10 protein-coding genes are annotated in these 16616 nt (G+C 65.5%); 5 read left to right on the top strand and 5 right to left on the bottom strand.

Annotation, left to right across the window (positions count from 1 at the left end):
• Positions 1–21 precede the first annotated feature (21 nt).
• Positions 22–2649, top strand: coding sequence for an S-layer homology domain-containing protein (locus tag B5F33_RS10440; protein ID WP_158095362.1), 2628 nt, complete (start codon positions 22–24; stop codon positions 2647–2649).
• A gap of 235 nt (positions 2650–2884) precedes the next feature.
• Here B5F33_RS10440 and B5F33_RS10435 read toward each other — a convergent pair whose 3' ends face one another.
• Positions 2885–4234, bottom strand: a complete 1350-nt coding sequence (locus B5F33_RS10435; RefSeq protein ID WP_239285053.1) for an IS3 family transposase — start codon at positions 4232–4234, stop codon at positions 2885–2887.
• Positions 4235–4244: 10 nt separating this feature from the next.
• On the opposite strand from B5F33_RS10435, the gene B5F33_RS10425 reads away from it, so the two are divergent.
• A complete protein-coding gene (locus tag B5F33_RS10425) occupies positions 4245–5120 on the top strand; it encodes a decaprenyl-phosphate phosphoribosyltransferase (RefSeq protein WP_158095361.1) in 876 nt (291 codons plus the stop codon).
• A 3-nt stretch (positions 5121–5123) separates the two neighbouring features.
• Complete coding sequence (locus tag B5F33_RS10420; protein WP_087411753.1) at positions 5124–5696, top strand: haloacid dehalogenase-like hydrolase; 573 nt, start codon at positions 5124–5126, stop codon at positions 5694–5696.
• Positions 5697–5833: 137 nt separating this feature from the next.
• Here B5F33_RS10420 and B5F33_RS10415 read toward each other — a convergent pair whose 3' ends face one another.
• The 3 genes from B5F33_RS10415 to B5F33_RS10405 all read right to left on the bottom strand — a co-directional run bounded on the left by B5F33_RS10415 (position 5834) and on the right by B5F33_RS10405 (position 10139).
• The gene (locus tag B5F33_RS10415; protein ID WP_143757985.1) at positions 5834–8488 is read right to left on the bottom strand and encodes an S-layer homology domain-containing protein; all 2655 of its coding nucleotides are present in this window, start codon (positions 8486–8488) and stop codon (positions 5834–5836) included.
• 124 nt (positions 8489–8612) lie between these two features.
• Positions 8613–9836 (bottom strand): type II toxin-antitoxin system HipA family toxin, encoded by a 1224-nt coding sequence (locus B5F33_RS10410; RefSeq protein ID WP_087411751.1) that lies wholly within the window; start codon positions 9834–9836, stop codon positions 8613–8615.
• A gap of 3 nt (positions 9837–9839) precedes the next feature.
• Positions 9840–10139 (bottom strand): helix-turn-helix transcriptional regulator, encoded by a 300-nt coding sequence (locus B5F33_RS10405; RefSeq protein ID WP_087411750.1) that lies wholly within the window; start codon positions 10137–10139, stop codon positions 9840–9842.
• A gap of 216 nt (positions 10140–10355) precedes the next feature.
• Here B5F33_RS10405 and B5F33_RS10400 point away from each other — a divergent pair, with 216 nt between their 5' ends.
• A complete protein-coding gene (locus B5F33_RS10400) occupies positions 10356–12980 on the top strand; it encodes an S-layer homology domain-containing protein (protein ID WP_143757984.1) in 2625 nt (874 codons plus the stop codon).
• A gap of 215 nt (positions 12981–13195) precedes the next feature.
• Positions 13196–13669, top strand: coding sequence for an IS200/IS605 family transposase (gene tnpA, locus B5F33_RS10395; protein ID WP_087411758.1), 474 nt, complete (start codon positions 13196–13198; stop codon positions 13667–13669).
• A 325-nt stretch (positions 13670–13994) separates the two neighbouring features.
• Here tnpA and B5F33_RS10390 read toward each other — a convergent pair.
• On the bottom strand, positions 13995–16616 hold a 2622-nt coding region (locus B5F33_RS10390), incomplete at its 5' end, for an S-layer homology domain-containing protein (RefSeq protein WP_087411748.1).

The raw sequence follows: 16616 nt of genomic DNA, 5'->3' as shown, positions 1-16616 counted from the left end.
CTTATGGAAGGAGAAAGACGTATGACAGCTTGCGTCAACAAGAAGCACACGAGGAGGGTCGCGCTCGCCATCTCCGCCTCGCTCGTGGGGGCCCTGAGCCTGGGCGCCGCCGCGCCGGCGTTCGCCGCGACGGGGATCGACCTCTTGGCTGAGAACGCGTCCGACATCGCGAACGGCACCGTGAGCTATAAGTCGGGCGAGTCCGGCGCCAACTTCGTCTACAACGGCTTCAAGCAGGGCCTGGTCCCCTCTACCCTCAAGCCCTACGCGTCCAACGAGGTCGAGCTCGAGCTCTGCCCCGGGCTCACCGGCCGCGAGGCGGGCTACTATTACTACTACGTCGAGATCGGCACGGGGACCGTCGCCGACGGCAGGGTCTCCTACGTCAACGCCGACGGCGACAAAGTCCAGCTCACCGGCTCGAACGTCATGGACGGCAGCGAGTTCACCATGCCCGACAAGGTGGGCAACTACGCCGTCGTGGTTGGCTACTGGGACGCCTCGGGCTGGGACTACGTTTCCGTGGCCGGCACGTTCTCCATCGTCGGGCAGTCCCTCGCCGACGCGACCCTGTTCCAGGGCGACGACGTGGACGACACCACGTTCAACTACACCGGCGAGAAGGACAACCTCAAAGTCAGCAACTGGATCGCGCAGCTCGGCGTCGCCATCGACGGCGTCAAGGTCGACAGCAGCCTCTACAACATGGACATCTACGAGGACGGCACGTCCAGCCCGATGAACCCGACCACCGACTGGATGGTCCCCGGCAAGTCCTACACCGTGCTCGTCACCGGCAAGTCCGGCTCCGCCTATGCGGGACAGAAGAAGGAGATCGACTTCACGCTCCAGAAGCTCGACCTCAGCGCCGCCGCAATCGAGGGCCAGACGGTCATCGACAGCGTCGCCCCCACCCAGGGCTACACCTTCGCCCAGGCGGTCAAGTCCATCAACGGCGTCTCCAACTTCGACGGCACGTTCTCCAACACCGCCGAGACTGTCGTCGAGTTCGTGAAGAACCCGAGCGGCGGCAAGGTCGTCGACAACAGGGAGAAGGGCGCCTACACCTTCCGCATCACCGCGACCAAGGACAACCCCTACGTGACCGGCTCCCGCGAGTTCACGGTCCTCTACGCTGACGCTCCGGCGAACTTCGACTTCGGCAACGCCGACATCTACGACAGCGTTGACGGCGACATGTACGTCTACAAGGTCGACCTCAACGAGGACGAGCCCTCCTACTTCGACGTCTCCGAGTTCGTGATCACCGCCGGCACCGAGAAGCTCAAGAGCGACCAGTACACCGTCACGGTCACCGACGAGGAGGGTCGCGAGGCCACGGTCGACGACCTGAAGACCGCCGGCACCTGGTACGTCAAGGCCACGGTCAACACCAAGGTCAACGGCACGTACTACGCCGGCACCTGCGTCGCCCAGGTCAACAACTACTACACCGTCGCGGCGAACACCGACGTGTTCTTCGCCTACGACGGCAAGAACGTCGAGGCTGGCACCCCTGCGACCGACAGCTACACCGGCGAGGACCTCTCCGCGAACTTCGCCTTCAAGGTCAAGGCCGGCGACAAGGAGCTCGTCGAGGGCACCGACTACGAGGTGACCATCACCACGACCACCACCGACGGCAAGACCGTCGAGGTCGACAAGGTCGTCGACGCCGGCACCTACAAGATCCAGGTCAAGGGCATCACCTACAAGGGTGCCGACGAGGACTTCACGTTCATCGTCACCGCGATGAAGCCCGCCTCGGCTAAGGTGACCTCCGGCGGCGTCGTTGACAAGGATGGCACCACCCACCTCACCTACACCGGCGAGGAGCTCACGCCCGGCTTCACCTTCTACGACGCCAAGGGCAACGTGCTCGACATTCCCGCCGACGCCTACAGCACCTGGGCCAACGGCACCGACGGCAAGAAGTGCGACCTCAAGGACAAGGGCTGGTACTCCATCAACTTCGAGACCGCTACAGGCGTGACCAACTACGACCTCGATGGCCTGCGCATCGACAAGGTCAACGTGGGCGACAGCGTGGTGTTCGCCGACGTCGACATGTCCCAGTGGTACTCCCAGTGGGTCTACGAGGCGGCGAAGCTCGAGTACATGAACGGCTACAAGGGCACCGACCTGTTCGGCCCCGAGGACAGCTTCACCCGCGCCCAGGCTGTCATCACGCTCTTCCGCATGGCCGGCGGCACCGAGGCCTATCCCGAGTACAGCGAGGACCTCGGCATCTCCTATGAGACGGGCTTCAACGACGTCGATCCGAGCTCCTACTACGCCTATGCGGTGAAGTGGGCCGTGGAGACCGGCGTTGTCGAGGGCTATCAGGACGGCTCGGGCAACTTTGGCCCTGAGGACGAGGTGACCCGCGAGCAGTTCGCGCAGATGCTCGCCAACTACGCCGCCAAGACCGGCGTGGATGTCGATGCCGCCGAGGCCGACCTGTCGGCCTACCCTGACGCCGGCTCGATCGACTCCTGGGCCTACGAGGCGATGGAGTGGGCCGTGTCCGAGGGGATCATGGGCGGAAACACCACCCTCAACCCAACTGATGAGATTCAGCGCGCCGAGGTGGCGAAGATGGTTGTCAGCTTCCAGCCCGACGGCCCGGCAGACAGCATCCTGGACTAGTAGTATCAGGCGGCAAGCCTCCTCATTGCCAGCTCATTGACGGCGAGGCCCTCCCCCGGTTGGGGAGGGCCTCGTTTCGCATCTCGACATGCAAGAGGGGCTCCCCGTGAACTGCGCCCCAAAAGTTGGACGCGATAAATCGTAACCGCTAGGCGGCCTCGCGGAGGGCATGCTCCCGGAACTCGACCGGGGTCAGGCCCTTCAGCTTGACCTGCCGTCGCTGGATTGGCAACACTTATTTGGACGGTTTCGACAGGATCAGCCTCGCCTTCCTGAACTCGACGGGGCTCATGTAGCCGAGCGTCGGGTTGATCCTGAAGTTGTCGTGCCGGTGCACGTAGTCGGACAGCTTGGCCTGCAGGTCGCGGAGGTCGGAGAAGCTGTCCCTGTAGACCAGCTCCGCCTCGAGCATCTTGTTCGTCGACTCGTCGGCCGCGTCGTCGTGGGGGCAGCCCTTGGCGGAGAGCGACCGCTCGATGCCGAACGCCTCGAGCATGAGGTCGATCTCGGCGTTGTCGAACTCGCTGCCGCGGTCGGTGCGGGAGACCTCGATGTCCGAGATCGGGAACCCCGGGGTCGCGAAGGCTGCCTTGACGAGCTCCGCCCCCTTGCCGCTTCCCGCCGAGTGGCCGACGATCTCCCTGTTGCAGGGGTCGACGAGCAGGCAGACGTAGCACCAGGAGCCGCCGGCGCGCACGTAGGCGAGGCCGCTGCAGACGTGCGTGCGCGGAGCGTGCCCGTCGAAGGACCGGTCGAGCACGTTCGGCGGCTCCGCCTCGTTCGGCTTGCCCGGGTGCGCCTTGAAGCGCTTCCCCCCGTACGCGCTCGAGGGGCCGTTCTCCCTCATGACGCGGGATATCCGCCTGCGGCTCGCGACGACGCCGCGCCGCTCGAGCGACGCCTTGACCTTCCTCGCGCCGTGCCTGCCCTTGCTCCCCGCATGGACGGCGAGAACGTCGGGCTCGACGGGGTCCGGCGCGGGCGGGGGCTCCGGGCGCGGGCGGAGGTAGCAGTAGGTCGAGCGCGGCACGCCGAGGATCTCGCACTGCGCTGATGCCGGATGGCGGTCGGCGTTAGCCGCCATCGCCGCCACTTTCGTGCGAATATCAGCGCCGCTTGTTCTAGGACGTCGACCTCCATGCGGAGCCTCTTGTTCTCGCGCTCCGACTCGATGATCCTGTTCTGCTCGGGCGTCCTGTCGTCGGCGGCGTGCGGCGAGCCGGCGGCGTCGACGGAGTCGATCCACCTTCCCAGCGTCGTGCTCCCGAGATCGTACTCGCGCATGATCTCGCCTGGCGGCTTCCCTGCGTTGCAGAGCGACACAATCTGCCTCTTGAAATCGTCGGTGAAACGCCTCGGGTGCTTTGGATCGGCCATCGAGCCTCCTTCCATAGGCCCTCGTGAAACTGTCCAACCTAGTGTAGCCAATCCACCCCGTAGGCCCCGGACCCCGGAGCCGGCGGGCTCGGCCGCGCCAGAAGAGCCTGTGGACTTGGGCGCGCCCGGGCGCGCGGGCGCGCCGTTGCCCTATGATTGGATGGTCGCGGCGGGCGGGCCGCCCCCGCGGCCGCAGCCGCTCGTCCATGGAGGGACCCTTGTCCAAGATCAGAACCATAGCAGGCCTGCTGAGGGCCAAGCACTGGGTCAAGAACGTCCTGGTGTTCTTTCCCATAGCGTTCGGGGGCGAGCTCCTGGGCAACCCGGGGGGCCTGCGCGCCACGGCGCTCGGGTTCGTCGCCCTGTCCCTCGCCGCGTCGGGGGTCTACATCGTGAACGACATCCGCGACGCCGAGCGAGACCGGCTCCATCCCGTCAAGCGGAGCAGGCCCATCGCCTCCGGGGCCGTCAGCCCGCGCGCCGCCGCCGCGGCCTCCGCGGCGCTCTTCGCCGCCTCCGCCGCGCTGAGCGTCGCCGCCTGCCCGGCCCCCGCGCCGCTGCTGTGCCTGGCGGCGTACGTGGCGCTCAACCTCGGCTACAGCTTCGGGCTGAAGCACCTCGCGATCGTCGACATTGCCATCCTCGCCGCGGGCTACTTCATCCGAGTTCTGTACGGCTCGTGCCTCACGGGCATAGAGATATCCGCCTGGATGTACCTGACGGTCATCAGCCTGTCCTTCTACCTCGGCCTGGGAAAGCGCAAGGGCGAGCTCGACGCCGCCCACGGCGGCCCCGTGCGCCCCGTGGTGGAGAAGTACCCCGCCGACTTCCTGTCCACCAACATGACCGTCTTCTTCGCGCTCGGCCTCGTGTTCTACTCGCTGTGGGCGACCGACCCCGGCACCGCGGCGAAGACCTCCGGGCACATGACCGTCACGATCCCCATCGTGTTCCTCATATGCCTGCGCTACAGCCTCGTGCTCGGCCGGGAGGGGCAGGGCGACCCCATAGAGGTCGTCCTCGGCGACAGGGTCCTGATGGCGCTGCTCGCCGTCTTCGCCGCCGCCGTGCTCGCCATAGTGTACGCGGGCTGACCCATGAACGTGTACGACTTCGACGGGACCATCTACGCGGGGGACTCCTCGGTCGACCTCGCCCTGTTCTGCCTCAGGCGGCGGCCCGCCGCCGCGGCGTTCCTGCCCCGGTTCGCCGGCCTCGCCGCCCTCTACCGCCTCGGGCTCGTCGACAAGACGCGGATGAAGGAGGGGTTCTTCTCCTTCCTCCGGGCGGCGCCCGCGACCCCGGGGCTCCTCGAGGAGTTCTGGGACGCCCACGAGGGCAGGGTCAAGGGTCTCTACCTCGCGCGGAGGAGGGCCGACGACCTGGTCGTGTCGGCGTCCCCCGAGTTCCTGCTGCTCCCGATCTGCCGCAGGCTGGGCATCCAGGACCCGATCGGCTCCAGGGTCGACCCCGCGACCGGCAGGTTCTCCGGGGAGAACTGCCGGGGCGAGGAGAAGGCGGCGCGCCTGGCCGAAGGGCTCCCCGGCGCGGTCGTCGACGAGTTCTACTCCGACTCGCTCTCCGACGAGCCGCTCGCCCGCATGGCGCTCTCCGCGTACCTGGTGCGCGGCGAAGACGTGCTCCCGTGGCCCCGCCGCGGGGCAGACTAGCCCTCGTCCAGGAGCCTGCGAACCCTGCCGCGTCGGCCGCCGGCGCTCGCTGCGCGCGGTCTTTGGAGCGTCCTTAGCAGAGAAAAAGGGGCCTCCCCTCAGGGGGAGGCCCCTCTGTCAGCAGACGGAATGGCCGGCTACTTGACTTCGCCCACCAGGTAGTCATCCTTGTCGAGCTCCTGGGGCTGGTAGCGGGTCACCATGATCGCTGCGCCGGCGCGCTCGATCGGGTCGCCGGCGTAGACGTAGCCCTCGGCGCCCATGACGCCGTTCTCCACGGCCCAGGCGACGGCCTCGCGGGCCCAGTCGGAGATGGTGTCCGCGTCCTTGACGCCCTCCAGCGCGGCGTCGACGTCGTCCACGGACACGTCCTCGCCCTTGGCCGCGGCGTAGTTGCGCAGCATGATGGCGAACTGCTCGCGGGTGATCTCGTCGGACCCGCCGTAGTTGCCGTCGGGGTAGCCCTCGACGACGCCCACCTGCGTGGCCCAGCCGAGCTCCGCGGCGTACCACTGCTCGGCGTCGGGGAACGCGAGTCCGCGCTCGACCCAGGAGACGTGCAGGGTGCTGGTCTCGGGCACGGAGCGGCCGGTGCCCATGTTGTAGAGCACGACGGCGGCCTGGGCGCGGGTGAGGTGGTCGAGCGGGCCGAAGAACGTGGTGCCCTTGTAGCCGCTCATGTAGCCGAGGTCGACGGCGTCGGCGATCTCCTGGGCGCCCCAGAAGGTGTTCTCGACGTCGGCGAAGACCTTCTGGTCGGAGACCTTGAAGCAGGGCGCGGAGTCGTACTGGTTCATCACCTGGATGAAGCCGTCGGTGGAGTTCGTCGCCATGTCGTAGTTCGCGACGTTCTTCACCGCATGCAGGTAGACCTTGTAGTAACCGGTCTCGAGCATCTCGTCGACCTTCTTGTAGGTTCCGTGCTTCTCGTCACCGCTGGAGGTGTAGGTGAGGGTGTAGGTTTCAGACGGCAGGGTCTTCCAGGTGCCGTCGGACGCCTTGTACTCAATCACGGGAGCGATGGCCTGCCCGGTGTAGGGGATGATATGCTTTTTCCCGACGTGCAGGAAGCTCGTGGAGGCGACGCGCAGGTCCTTGATTACCACGGGAGTAACCTTGAGGGAGAAGCTGTCCGTCGTTGTGTCGATATTGTAGCTCGAGGAGGAGACAGTCACGGTGTAGTCGCCCGCGTCGACGACCTCGTCGAGCTTGTTCCCGGCCTTGTCTGTGACGACGACGTCGTAGTCATCGCCCTCGGTCAGGACGTTGCCGTAGGTGTCGGTCACGACGATCTGGAGCTTGTCGAGCTTGTCCGTCCCGTCGTACTCCGCCGCGGTGGAGTTCCCGGACACCTTTCCGTCATACACGAAATAGATGTTGGCGCCCGCGTTAACCTCGCCGTTGATGGTCTTGACGGTGAAGGTGTGGCTGCCGCCGAGCGTGTAGTCGTTCTTGGATCCGTCGACCCTCACCGTGACCTGCCAGGTGCCGGGGGTGTTCACCAGGTTGAGGTCGCCGGAGGTCACGCCGGTGACAAGGTTGGTGACAGAATAGGACACCTCGTCGGCGCTGAGCTTCTCCCCGTTGTACTCGACGTGGATCTTGTCGGGCGTGAAGCTTTCGCCCTTGGCCTTGTTGATCGAGGCAGGGAAGCTGGTCGAATTCTGGTAGAAGAAGTTGCTCAAAGCGGAATTGATATTCCACTGGAGGACGGTGTCGAACGCGGTGAAGGTAATCTCCTGCTCGTTCACGACCTGGCCGGTGCCCTCGATACCCTTGACGGTGTAGCTGTACACGCCGCGGTCCTTAATGAGGTTGGAGCCATCGGGGCCCTCTTCGAAAACAGCCTCGACGCGCGCCTTCAGGTTGGGGTTGGTCGCGAGCTCGTCGCCGTTAATCGACACAATCGTCGGCTGGTAGGCATTGCCGGCGGCCTTCATGACGTCGATGTCGTCGTCGGCGACGACGATAGCGGCATTCTTGAGGTCGAGCGGGGTGACGGTGAACTTCACCTCGGTCTCGGAGCCGGCGTAGGGAGTCCCGTCGTTACCGACGAGCACCACGGAGTAGTCGCCTGCCCAGACGGCCTTTCCAGGCATATCGGTGACGCTCTCGCCCTTGTCATAGGCAACAGTGATGTCCTTGACCGTGAACATGCTCTTGTCGAGAATCTTGTCGCCCATCTTGTAGCCGATGGTGGCCATCTGGTCGAGCCCGTCGAACTCGAATGAGCCGTCGACGGTGTCGTAGGCGGTCAGCCCCTCGAGTGTGGCGGCCTTAATCTCAAACGGGATGTTGAGCACGGCGCCCGGATAATCCGAAGAGCCGTTCATGACGAGCCGTGCGACATACTTACCCACGGAATAGGGGGCGTCGCCGTCGTTGCTGGGGTCCGCGTCTCCGGCGAAGGTCTTGTTGCCGGTGCTGACGCCGTCAGCGTTAGCGACATAATACTCTACGCTGTAGTCACCCTCGACGATGTCGACCTTGGAGGTCACCTGCCCGACGACAGTCGTGACCTCGGTCGGGTAGACGCCCTTGGGGTGGCCGTCGGCAGTGAACTGAATCGTCCCGGTGGCGGGGATGTCGATGTCCTTGCCGTCAATGTCCTCGGCAGCGGTGACCTTGCCCTCCTCGAAGGCGTCGACACCGGGGACCGCCTGGGTCGAGATACCGTCCTCCGCGAACGCCACGGCCGGCGCGGCGGCGCCCAGGCTCAGGGCCCCCACGAGCGAGGCGGAGATGGCGAGCGCGACCCTCCTCGTGTGCTTCTTGTTGACGCAAGCTGTCATACGTCTTTCTCCTTCCATAAGGAACAGATAATCGCCAGTTCTGGGAGGAGGGAGAAGACGAAGGCGGGCATCGCCCGCCGCCGGAGCCTCGCGGGCCGAGCCCGGGCGCCGGGGGCGTCGCGCGTCAGAGCCTGAAGGCCCTCCGCACGGCGTCGAGCCTGCCCTCGATCGACGCCGCGAAGGCGTCGACCTCGGCAGGGGGGCAGCCGTTGAGCCTCGCCGCATTCCGCCAGCCCTCGCAGGCGCCGACGACCCGCCGGGCCTCACCCGCGGCGGCGCCGCCGCTCAGCCCGCAGTACGCGGCGAGCCCCGCGAGCGCGGCGGCGTCCCCGCCGCCGTCCTCGCCCATGACGGTGGTCGCTCGCCGCGACGTGGGGTCCGGGTCGGGGTTCACGTCGAACGCGGGGGACAGCCCCCACGCGCCGCGCTCCCTCACGAGCCCCAGGTTCCTCAGGTGGTCGTCGGTGTTCCTCATGCAGACCGAGAGGACGGCGCGGCGGAACAGCCCGGCGAGCTCGCGGCCCGCCTCCGCGGCGGTGACCGCGAGCTCCTCCGCGACCTCGGCGTAGTCGCGGCACTCGCCGTCGGCGCACCCGAGCAGCGTCATCGCGCTCATGTAGGGGACGCGGGCGCCGTCGACGAGCGAGCCCTCCCGGTCGAAGCGCTCGAGCACCAGCGCCGACCCGGCGCCCAGCCGGACGAGCCTGCGGCCCGGCACCGGGATCCCCGCCGCGGCGGCAACGTCGAGCGCGGTCTTCTCCCACGCCATCGCGTCCCACTCGTCCCCGGGGTGCGAGAACTTGGCGAGCAGGATGCGCCCGCCGTCGGAGACCGACGCCTTCGGGCGCGCGCCGCCGAGCGACCCGGACCCCGCCGCCAGCAGCGCCTTGATCGCCTCGAGGCCGGCCGACCCGCGGGCGACCTCGTTGCTCGCGGCGATGAGCCCGGGGAGCTCGACCGCCGGGGGCACGCCGTCCCCCTCGGAGAGGAACCTCCCGTCTGCAGCGCGGTACCTGAGGGCCCCCTGGCGGGCGATGTCGCTCACGCCGAGCAGGTAGTCGCATTCGTCGGCGCCGAAGCGCCCCTCGGCCCGCAGCCTCTTCTCGATGAGCCTCCTGCCCCAGCGGTCGGGCGCCGAGTCGCGCATGCAGCCGAACGTCCCGGCGGCGTGGAAGGCGCCCGACCCCAGGGGAAGCGCGGGGTCCATCGCGAACGCGTCCGGGGACGCCGCGTACGAGGGGTCGTACTGGAAGGAGGTAGAGACCGCGCCCCTCCTCAGGTTGAAGCGGGCGGTGCCCACCGGCGACGAGTCTCGCCCGTCCAGCCAGACCTCGACGGAAGGGACCATCTCTTACCTCCTGACCCTCTTGGGCAGCTCCATGTCCGCCCGCGCGCGGCCGAAGTCGGTCTCGTACGGGTCGGTCGCCCTGACGACGGAGTCCAGCACGCCGGCGGAGCGGCACACGGCGAGGAACGTCGCGAGCCCGACCGAGGCGTCCCCTCCCTCGAGCCTGGAGACGGTGGAGCGCGAGACGCCCGCGCGCTGGGCGACCTCCTCCGACGAGAGCCCCTGCATGCGCCTCCAGGCCGAGAGGTTCGCGCCCATCTCGCGCGCCGCCGCGGCCACCTTCATGGGAACCGGCCTCTTCATATTGCGTCGCTCCAATCATACGTAAACAAGCATTACGTATCATATCAGAGACGTAACGTGGATTCGACAGCTATGGTCTCGGCACGGGCCGGCCCGGCGGCCGACCCGGCCCGCCGGCTCCGGGTCCCCGTCGGGCCCGCAAGCCCCTCTTCTCCCGCGGTGCGCCCCCCTCCCAGAACTGGCGATTATCTGTTCCTTATGGAAGGAGAAAGACGTATGACAGCTTGCGTCAAGAACCATTCGAAGAGGGTGGCCCTGGCGATCTCCGCGTCGCTCGTGGGCGCGCTCACCCTCGGCGCCGCGGCACCGGCGGTCGCCTTCGCGGAGGACGGGGCCGCGACGCAGAGCGTGCCGGCGACCAACGCTTTCGAGAACGGCACGGTGACCTACGCCAAGGACAACAACGGCTATATCATCAAGGACCCCGAGGGCTACGAGTTCGAGCATGACGGCCAGGCCCACCACATCCTGCCGCTCACCGTCCTCCCCGACGGGGCTGCGCGCCCCGTGACCATCGACCCCGAGAGGGTCCACTACGAGGTCAAGTCGGGCAATTGGTGGAGGCCGATTGCCAAAGAGGACATGACCGCCATAGGCGAGTACCGCGCCGTGGTGAAGGGCGACGACATCGTCGGGGCCGACAAGGGCCAGTATGACCAGTGGGGCGACGAGGTCCTCTACCTCAACTTCAGCATCGTCGCTAAGTCGCTGCAGGGCGCGACCATCTTCAACGGCGCTACCGGCGACATATCGAACTCCACCTTCACCTACACCGGCGAGGACTTCCACTTCGGCTTCGTCATCGACGGCCTGCGCTACGACTACTTCGGCGGCGGCTGGAACCACGACACCGCCTGGAACCCGTATGGCGAGCCGAATATCACCGTCGAGTGGTACATCACCGGTACCAATACCAAGCTCCCTCGCGCCCCGAAGGAGGCTGGCAGCTACACCGCCGTGCTCCACGGCCAGGGCGAGGACTACAAGGGCTCCGAGACGCATGTGAACTTCACCATCGGGCAGCTCGACCTCTCCACCGCCGACGTCTTCGTGGCTGACCAGGATGTCTATTGGATTAAGGCTGGCCTTAGCCTCCCCAAGAGAGCATGCGTCAACGGCGTCTGGATGGACGACGTCGCCATCTCGTGGGGCGCCCAGGACCCGGGCATCATCCACGACAAGGGTGTCTACACGATGAAGGTCGACCCTGCTGCGGGCAACGACAACCTCACCGGGACCGCCACCGTCTCCTTCAAGGTCGCTGACTCCATCCTCGATTCCAGCGACTTCAGCTACGATTGTGCGCCCCTCAGGGACCTCGAGGTCATCTACGACGACACTGACACCTACTTCGACTACAAGAAGATCGCTTGCGCGGACCGCAAGGCGGACTTCCAGGTGACCGTGACCGACGCGGATGGCAACGTGGTGAGCGACCCGCTCTCCATCAACCACACCCCTGGCACCTACACCGTGACCATCTCCTTCGCCGACGACAACCTGTCCTTCGGCCTGAAGGAGCCCGTGAGCTTCGAGGTCAAGGTGCTCAAGGATGAGCTGTGGACCGGCGCAGAGCTTACCTACACATGGGACGGCGCTGTCGTCTCCGGTGGGGTGTCTGACACTTATACCGGCGAGAATCTGCTTGCGAAGCTCGGAACCAAGGTCACCTGCGACGGGAAGACTCTCGTGGCCGGCACCGACTACCAGGTCGTCGTGACCGACATCAACGGGCAGGTGGTCGACCAGGCTGTCGAAACCGGAACTTACTTCATCAACGTCGTAAGCGACACCTACAAGATCGTAAGCAAGGGCGACCCCACCGGCACCCGTCTCGTGCTGCACGTCCAGCCGCTTCAGCTGCCGAACCTCTACGTTGGCTCCGATGACGCCAAGACCTTCGGCGACAAGAACTTCATTCCCTACACCGGTGGTGACCATGGGTTCTACTTCTACTACATGGTGGATGGGAAGCAGATCCGCTTGCCCGAGGGCGTCATCGAGGTCGATCACTTCAACTATGTATCCGACCTTGATGTGGACCTCTCCGGCATCGACACAGGCTCCGACTGGGAGACGGTCGACTGGGAGGACGTCGACACAATCAATGCCGTTGGGCACTACGTCCCGTCTGTCAAGATCGCTGATGACAACTATCTCTATATCCCCGATGTCACTACCGATGACGAGTGGGGCGGAGAGGTGACCTGGATCGACGTGCGCGACGCCAATGTCTTCACCGACGTCCCATCCACCCACTGGGGCGCCGAGGAGATCTACCAGGCCAAGGATCTCGGCTACATGAGCGGCTACCAGGGCACCACGTTCTTCGGCCCGGCAGACCACCTGAGCCGCGCCCAGGCCGCCGTCGTGCTCTACAACATGGGCACCAACCGCTCCGTGGACGAGACCAACGACGGATGGAACACCTGGCACGAGCACGGCCTGGCGTTCCCCGACGCCGAGCAGTGGTACGCGGTCGAGCTCGGCTGGGCTAGCACCCTCGACATCGTGAAGGGCTACCCCGACGGCAACTACGGCGGGTCCGACGAGGTCTCGCGCGAGCAGTTCGCCATCATGCTCCGCAACTACGCCGCGGCCAAGGGCGAGGACGTGTCCGTGGACGACGTCGACGCCGCGCTCGAGGGCGTCAAGGACGCCGACACCATCTCCGACTGGGCCCGCGAGGCGGTCGCCTGGGCCGTGGAGAACGGCGTCATGGGCGCCGAGGGCTACGTCTACGCCGACCAGCCGATCGAGCGCGCGCAGGCCGCCATCATGACGACCCGCTTCCAGCCCAAGCGGCTCACCGGCTCCGACCTGCTCATCAACGTGCGCTAGGTGCTCCTGAGAACTCATCTACGTTGCTTGGAGGAAGGCCCCCTCTCCGGAGGGGGCCTTTTATTTCATGGACTTTAGTCCGTGCCGCGCGGTACGCGCAGCATAGAAAACCACCCGCTGTGCGGGTGGACGGCACTAGATGCTATGCAACGAGGCACCTTCCCCCTAGCATGGTGATTGTTCAGGTCGCCGGCCCCGAGGGGAAGGTGATTGCCATGGCCCAGAAGGCCAACAGCCTCGCGCACACGAAGTGGCTCTGCAAGTACCACATCGTGTTAGCTCCAAAGTATAGGAGGAAGGTCGTCTACAACCAATACCGCAAGGACCTGGGGGAGATACTCAGGCAGCTCTGCCAGTGGAAGGGGGTGGAGATAATCGAGGGGCACCTGATGCCGGACCACGTGCACATGCTGGTCAGCATCCCGCCCAAGATCAGCGTGTCGAGCTTCATGGGCTACCTGAAGGGGAAGAGCTCGCTGCTCATGTTCGACCGGCACGCGAACCTCAAGTACAAGTTCGGCAACAGGAGGTTCTGGTCGACCGGCTACTACGCCTCCACCGTCGGCCTCAACGAGGCGACGATCGCGAAGTACATCCGGGAGCAGGAGGCCGCCGACATAGCCCTGGACCGGCTGAGCGTCAAGGAGTACGAGGACCCGTTCTCGAGGGGCCCGAAGAAGAGGGGCTGACGCCGGTCTGGCCGGCTAGCCACGGGTCAATCCGCAATGCGGCCCGAACACCGTGAAGGCCGGCGTCTTCAGGCGCGCGCCGGTAGTCCAAGGGTTATACCCTATGAGCAGACCACCCCTTTTAGGGGTGGTCCTGATTGTCTAGGCTTTAGCCTGCGCGGCGCGCGCTGCGCGCCGCATAGAAACCCACCCGTTATGCGGGTGGAATCAGTTGGCGACGGGCGTCGCGGAGCGGGCCGCGCCACACTTAAGACAGGGCAGGGCCCTCCCCGGACGGGGAGGGCCCTGCCTCATTGATTAGCCCGGCGGGCTGCCAAGGTGGAACTTAGCGGCGCACGCCGTTGGTCAGCAGGTCGGAGCCGGTGAGCTGCTCAGGCTGATAGCGGGTCACCATGAGGGCGGCCTGCGCGCGTTCGATGCTCTGGTCGGCGTAGACGTAGCCCTCGGCGCCCATGACGCCGTTCTCCACGGCCCAGGCGACCGCCTCGCGGGCCCAGTCGGAGATGGTGTCCGCGTCCTTGACGCCCTCGAGCGCGGCGTCGACGTCGTCCACGGACACGTCCTCGCCCTTGGCCGCGGCGTAGTTGCGCAGCATGATGGCGAACTGCTCGCGGGTCACGTCGTCGGAGCCGCCGTAGTTGCCGTCAGGGTATCCGGAGACGATGTCGAGCGTAGAGGCCCAGCCGAGCTCGGCAGCGTACCACTGCTCGGCGTCGGGGAACGCCAGGCCGTGCTCGTGCCAGGTGTTCCAGGCGTCGTTGGTCTCGTCAACGGAGCGGTTGGTGCCCATGTTGTAGAGCACGACGGCGGCCTGCGCACGGCTGAGGGTGTCGGAGGGGCCGAAGAAGGTCGTGCCCTTGTAGCCGCTCATGTAGCCGAGCCGGTAGGCGTCGAAGATGCCCTCGGCTCCCCAGTGGGTGGAGGGCACGTCGGTGAAGACGGAGGAGGACTTGACGGTGAGGAAGTTGTCTGTCCTAGTGTCTGCGAGAACGTAGTTAACGACGCCCTCAGCCTGGGTCACGTGAGCGAAATAGGTGCCCAGCTCAGATATTGCATCGGCGTCGGATTTCTCCCCGTCGGTGTTAATGAACTCGAAGTGGTCGAGATTCAGTACGCCGTCCGGGATACGCACCTGGGCAACGTTGCCCTTGGCGTCCTTAACCTCGTAGTAGAAGTAGTAGCCGTGCTCGGAGCCGTCGTAGGGGATGAAGGCGTCCTTCCCCTCGAAAGTCTTAACGTCATCGGAGCCGAGACGAACGTCGTTGAGCATGATAGGCTTGACGTCAATCACGAGCTGGCAGCTGCCCTTAGCCCCAGTGATGTCATAAACAGAGCTGGACACGGTGATGGTGTACCTGCCGGCATCGACGATGGAGTCGACGACCTTGCCGTACGCGTCCGTAACGGTGACGGTGTAGTCCTCGCCCGCGACCAAGGTGGCGTCCCCGTACTCGACGACGGTTCCGATGCGCTTGAGGAAGTCCCCGCCGTCGTAGACAACGGGCTCGACGTGGTCGACCACGGTGCCGTCATAGGTGAACCACAGCTTCGCGTCAGCCTTGACCTCGCCCTTGCGGGTCTTGACCTTCATAACGGCGGTGTCGCTGCCGTAGTTGTAGCTGTTGAGCTTCGCGTCGACGCGTGCGGAGATGGTGTAGTCGCCCGGGACGCTGTTGATGGCGTCGAAGTCGACCTCCTGGCCGGCGGCGTCTGTCACGACCACGCTCAGCTTTGCATTGGGGTTCGTGCAGCGAATTAGGCTGCCTTCGATATGGGTCGTCTGGTCATCTGTGTAGACGACGGCGCTAGCATTGTCGAGAGTCTTGTAACCCTGGAAGAAGTACTCGATGCTGCTGGTCGGGACGAGCGTTCCCACAATGGAGAACTCGACGGTCGCCTTGCCGGTGAAGTTCTTCTCACCGAACTCGGAGGGGGTCAGCTCCACGGTGTAGGTGGTCTTGTTGCGAACCACCGAGCTTCCGTCAGCAATGCCGACAACGGTGGCTTTCAGCGAGCCCTTCTGGTGGGAGGGTGAAGAGGTGAGAATGCTGTAGGTAGCATCGTCGACGCGAGCCCACTCGGGGATCTCCTGCTGGCTGTCCTTCCACTCAAGGTCGGTGATGCTCACCGCGGCAGTGGTGAGGTCGCGCTTGGAAATGTCAAAGTTGACCTGCTCCTCGGAACGCGCATAGTCGGTGCCGGTCTTTCCGACGAGGAGCGCGGTGTACTCACCGGCGTCGACCGGCTCGCTGGGGAGCTCGTTGCCGGTGTTGCGGTCATACCAACGGACGTCGAAAATGGAGTTGGTCTCTCCATACGTCACGCCGTCGAGAAGGAAGCCGAAGCTCTGGCCGTTCTTCGTGTAGACGAACTCGTCGTCGGAGACGTCGCCTGACGCCGCGTCGTAGATCTTGGCGCCGTCAAGGGACTTGTTGACAACCTTGAAGCCGGCGACCAGCTTGTCCGTGCCGCCATCGTCGTATTCGGAGCCGGCGGGCGCCTCGATGACCATGAGATAGGAGCCCACTGCCCAGGTGTGGCTCGCGAGGGCCGCGGTGTCGTCGCCCTTGGCGATCCGGGTGTCGCCGGAGTCGATCACCCCGTTGCTGTTGGCATCAAACCAATAGGTGACCAGGTCGGAGGTCACGACGGTCTCCTTGCCCTTCTCGGGCGTGACCTTGATGGGAACAACGTACTTTGCCGGACCGTTGACCTCAAACTCGATGCTGTTGAGGTCGCCTGTGATAATAAGGCCCTGATTGTCGTGGGCGTAGGTGAGCTTACCGTTGCTCCATGCCTGAGCCTCAGAGACCGACTGGGTCGAGACGCCGTCCTCCGCGAACGCCACGGCCGGCGCGGCGGCGCCCAGGCTCAGGGCCCCCACGAGCGAGGCGGAGATGGCGAGCGCGACCCTCCTCGTGTGCTTCTTGTTGACGCAAGCTGTCAT

The organism is Collinsella sp. An2 (assembly GCF_002160065.1).
Classification (GTDB): domain Bacteria; phylum Actinomycetota; class Coriobacteriia; order Coriobacteriales; family Coriobacteriaceae; genus Limicola.
This window is presented reverse-complemented; position numbering and strand designations above follow the sequence as displayed.

Excerpts from the sequence above, each read along its gene's own strand:
- B5F33_RS10440 (WP_158095362.1), top strand. The coding sequence starts at position 22 with ATGACAGCTTGCGTCAACAAGAAGCACACGAGGAGGGTCGCGCTCGCC.
- B5F33_RS10435 (WP_239285053.1), bottom strand. The coding sequence starts at position 4,234 with ATGGACGAGCGGCTGCGGCCGCGGGGGCGGCCCGCCCGCCGCGACCAT.
- B5F33_RS10420 (WP_087411753.1), top strand. The coding sequence starts at position 5,124 with ATGAACGTGTACGACTTCGACGGGACCATCTACGCGGGGGACTCCTCG.
- B5F33_RS10415 (WP_143757985.1), bottom strand. The coding sequence starts at position 8,488 with ATGACAGCTTGCGTCAACAAGAAGCACACGAGGAGGGTCGCGCTCGCC.
- B5F33_RS10410 (WP_087411751.1), bottom strand. The coding sequence starts at position 9,836 with ATGGTCCCTTCCGTCGAGGTCTGGCTGGACGGGCGAGACTCGTCGCCG.
- B5F33_RS10405 (WP_087411750.1), bottom strand. The coding sequence starts at position 10,139 with ATGAAGAGGCCGGTTCCCATGAAGGTGGCCGCGGCGGCGCGCGAGATG.
- B5F33_RS10400 (WP_143757984.1), top strand. The coding sequence starts at position 10,356 with ATGACAGCTTGCGTCAAGAACCATTCGAAGAGGGTGGCCCTGGCGATC.
- tnpA (WP_087411758.1), top strand. The coding sequence starts at position 13,196 with ATGGCCCAGAAGGCCAACAGCCTCGCGCACACGAAGTGGCTCTGCAAG.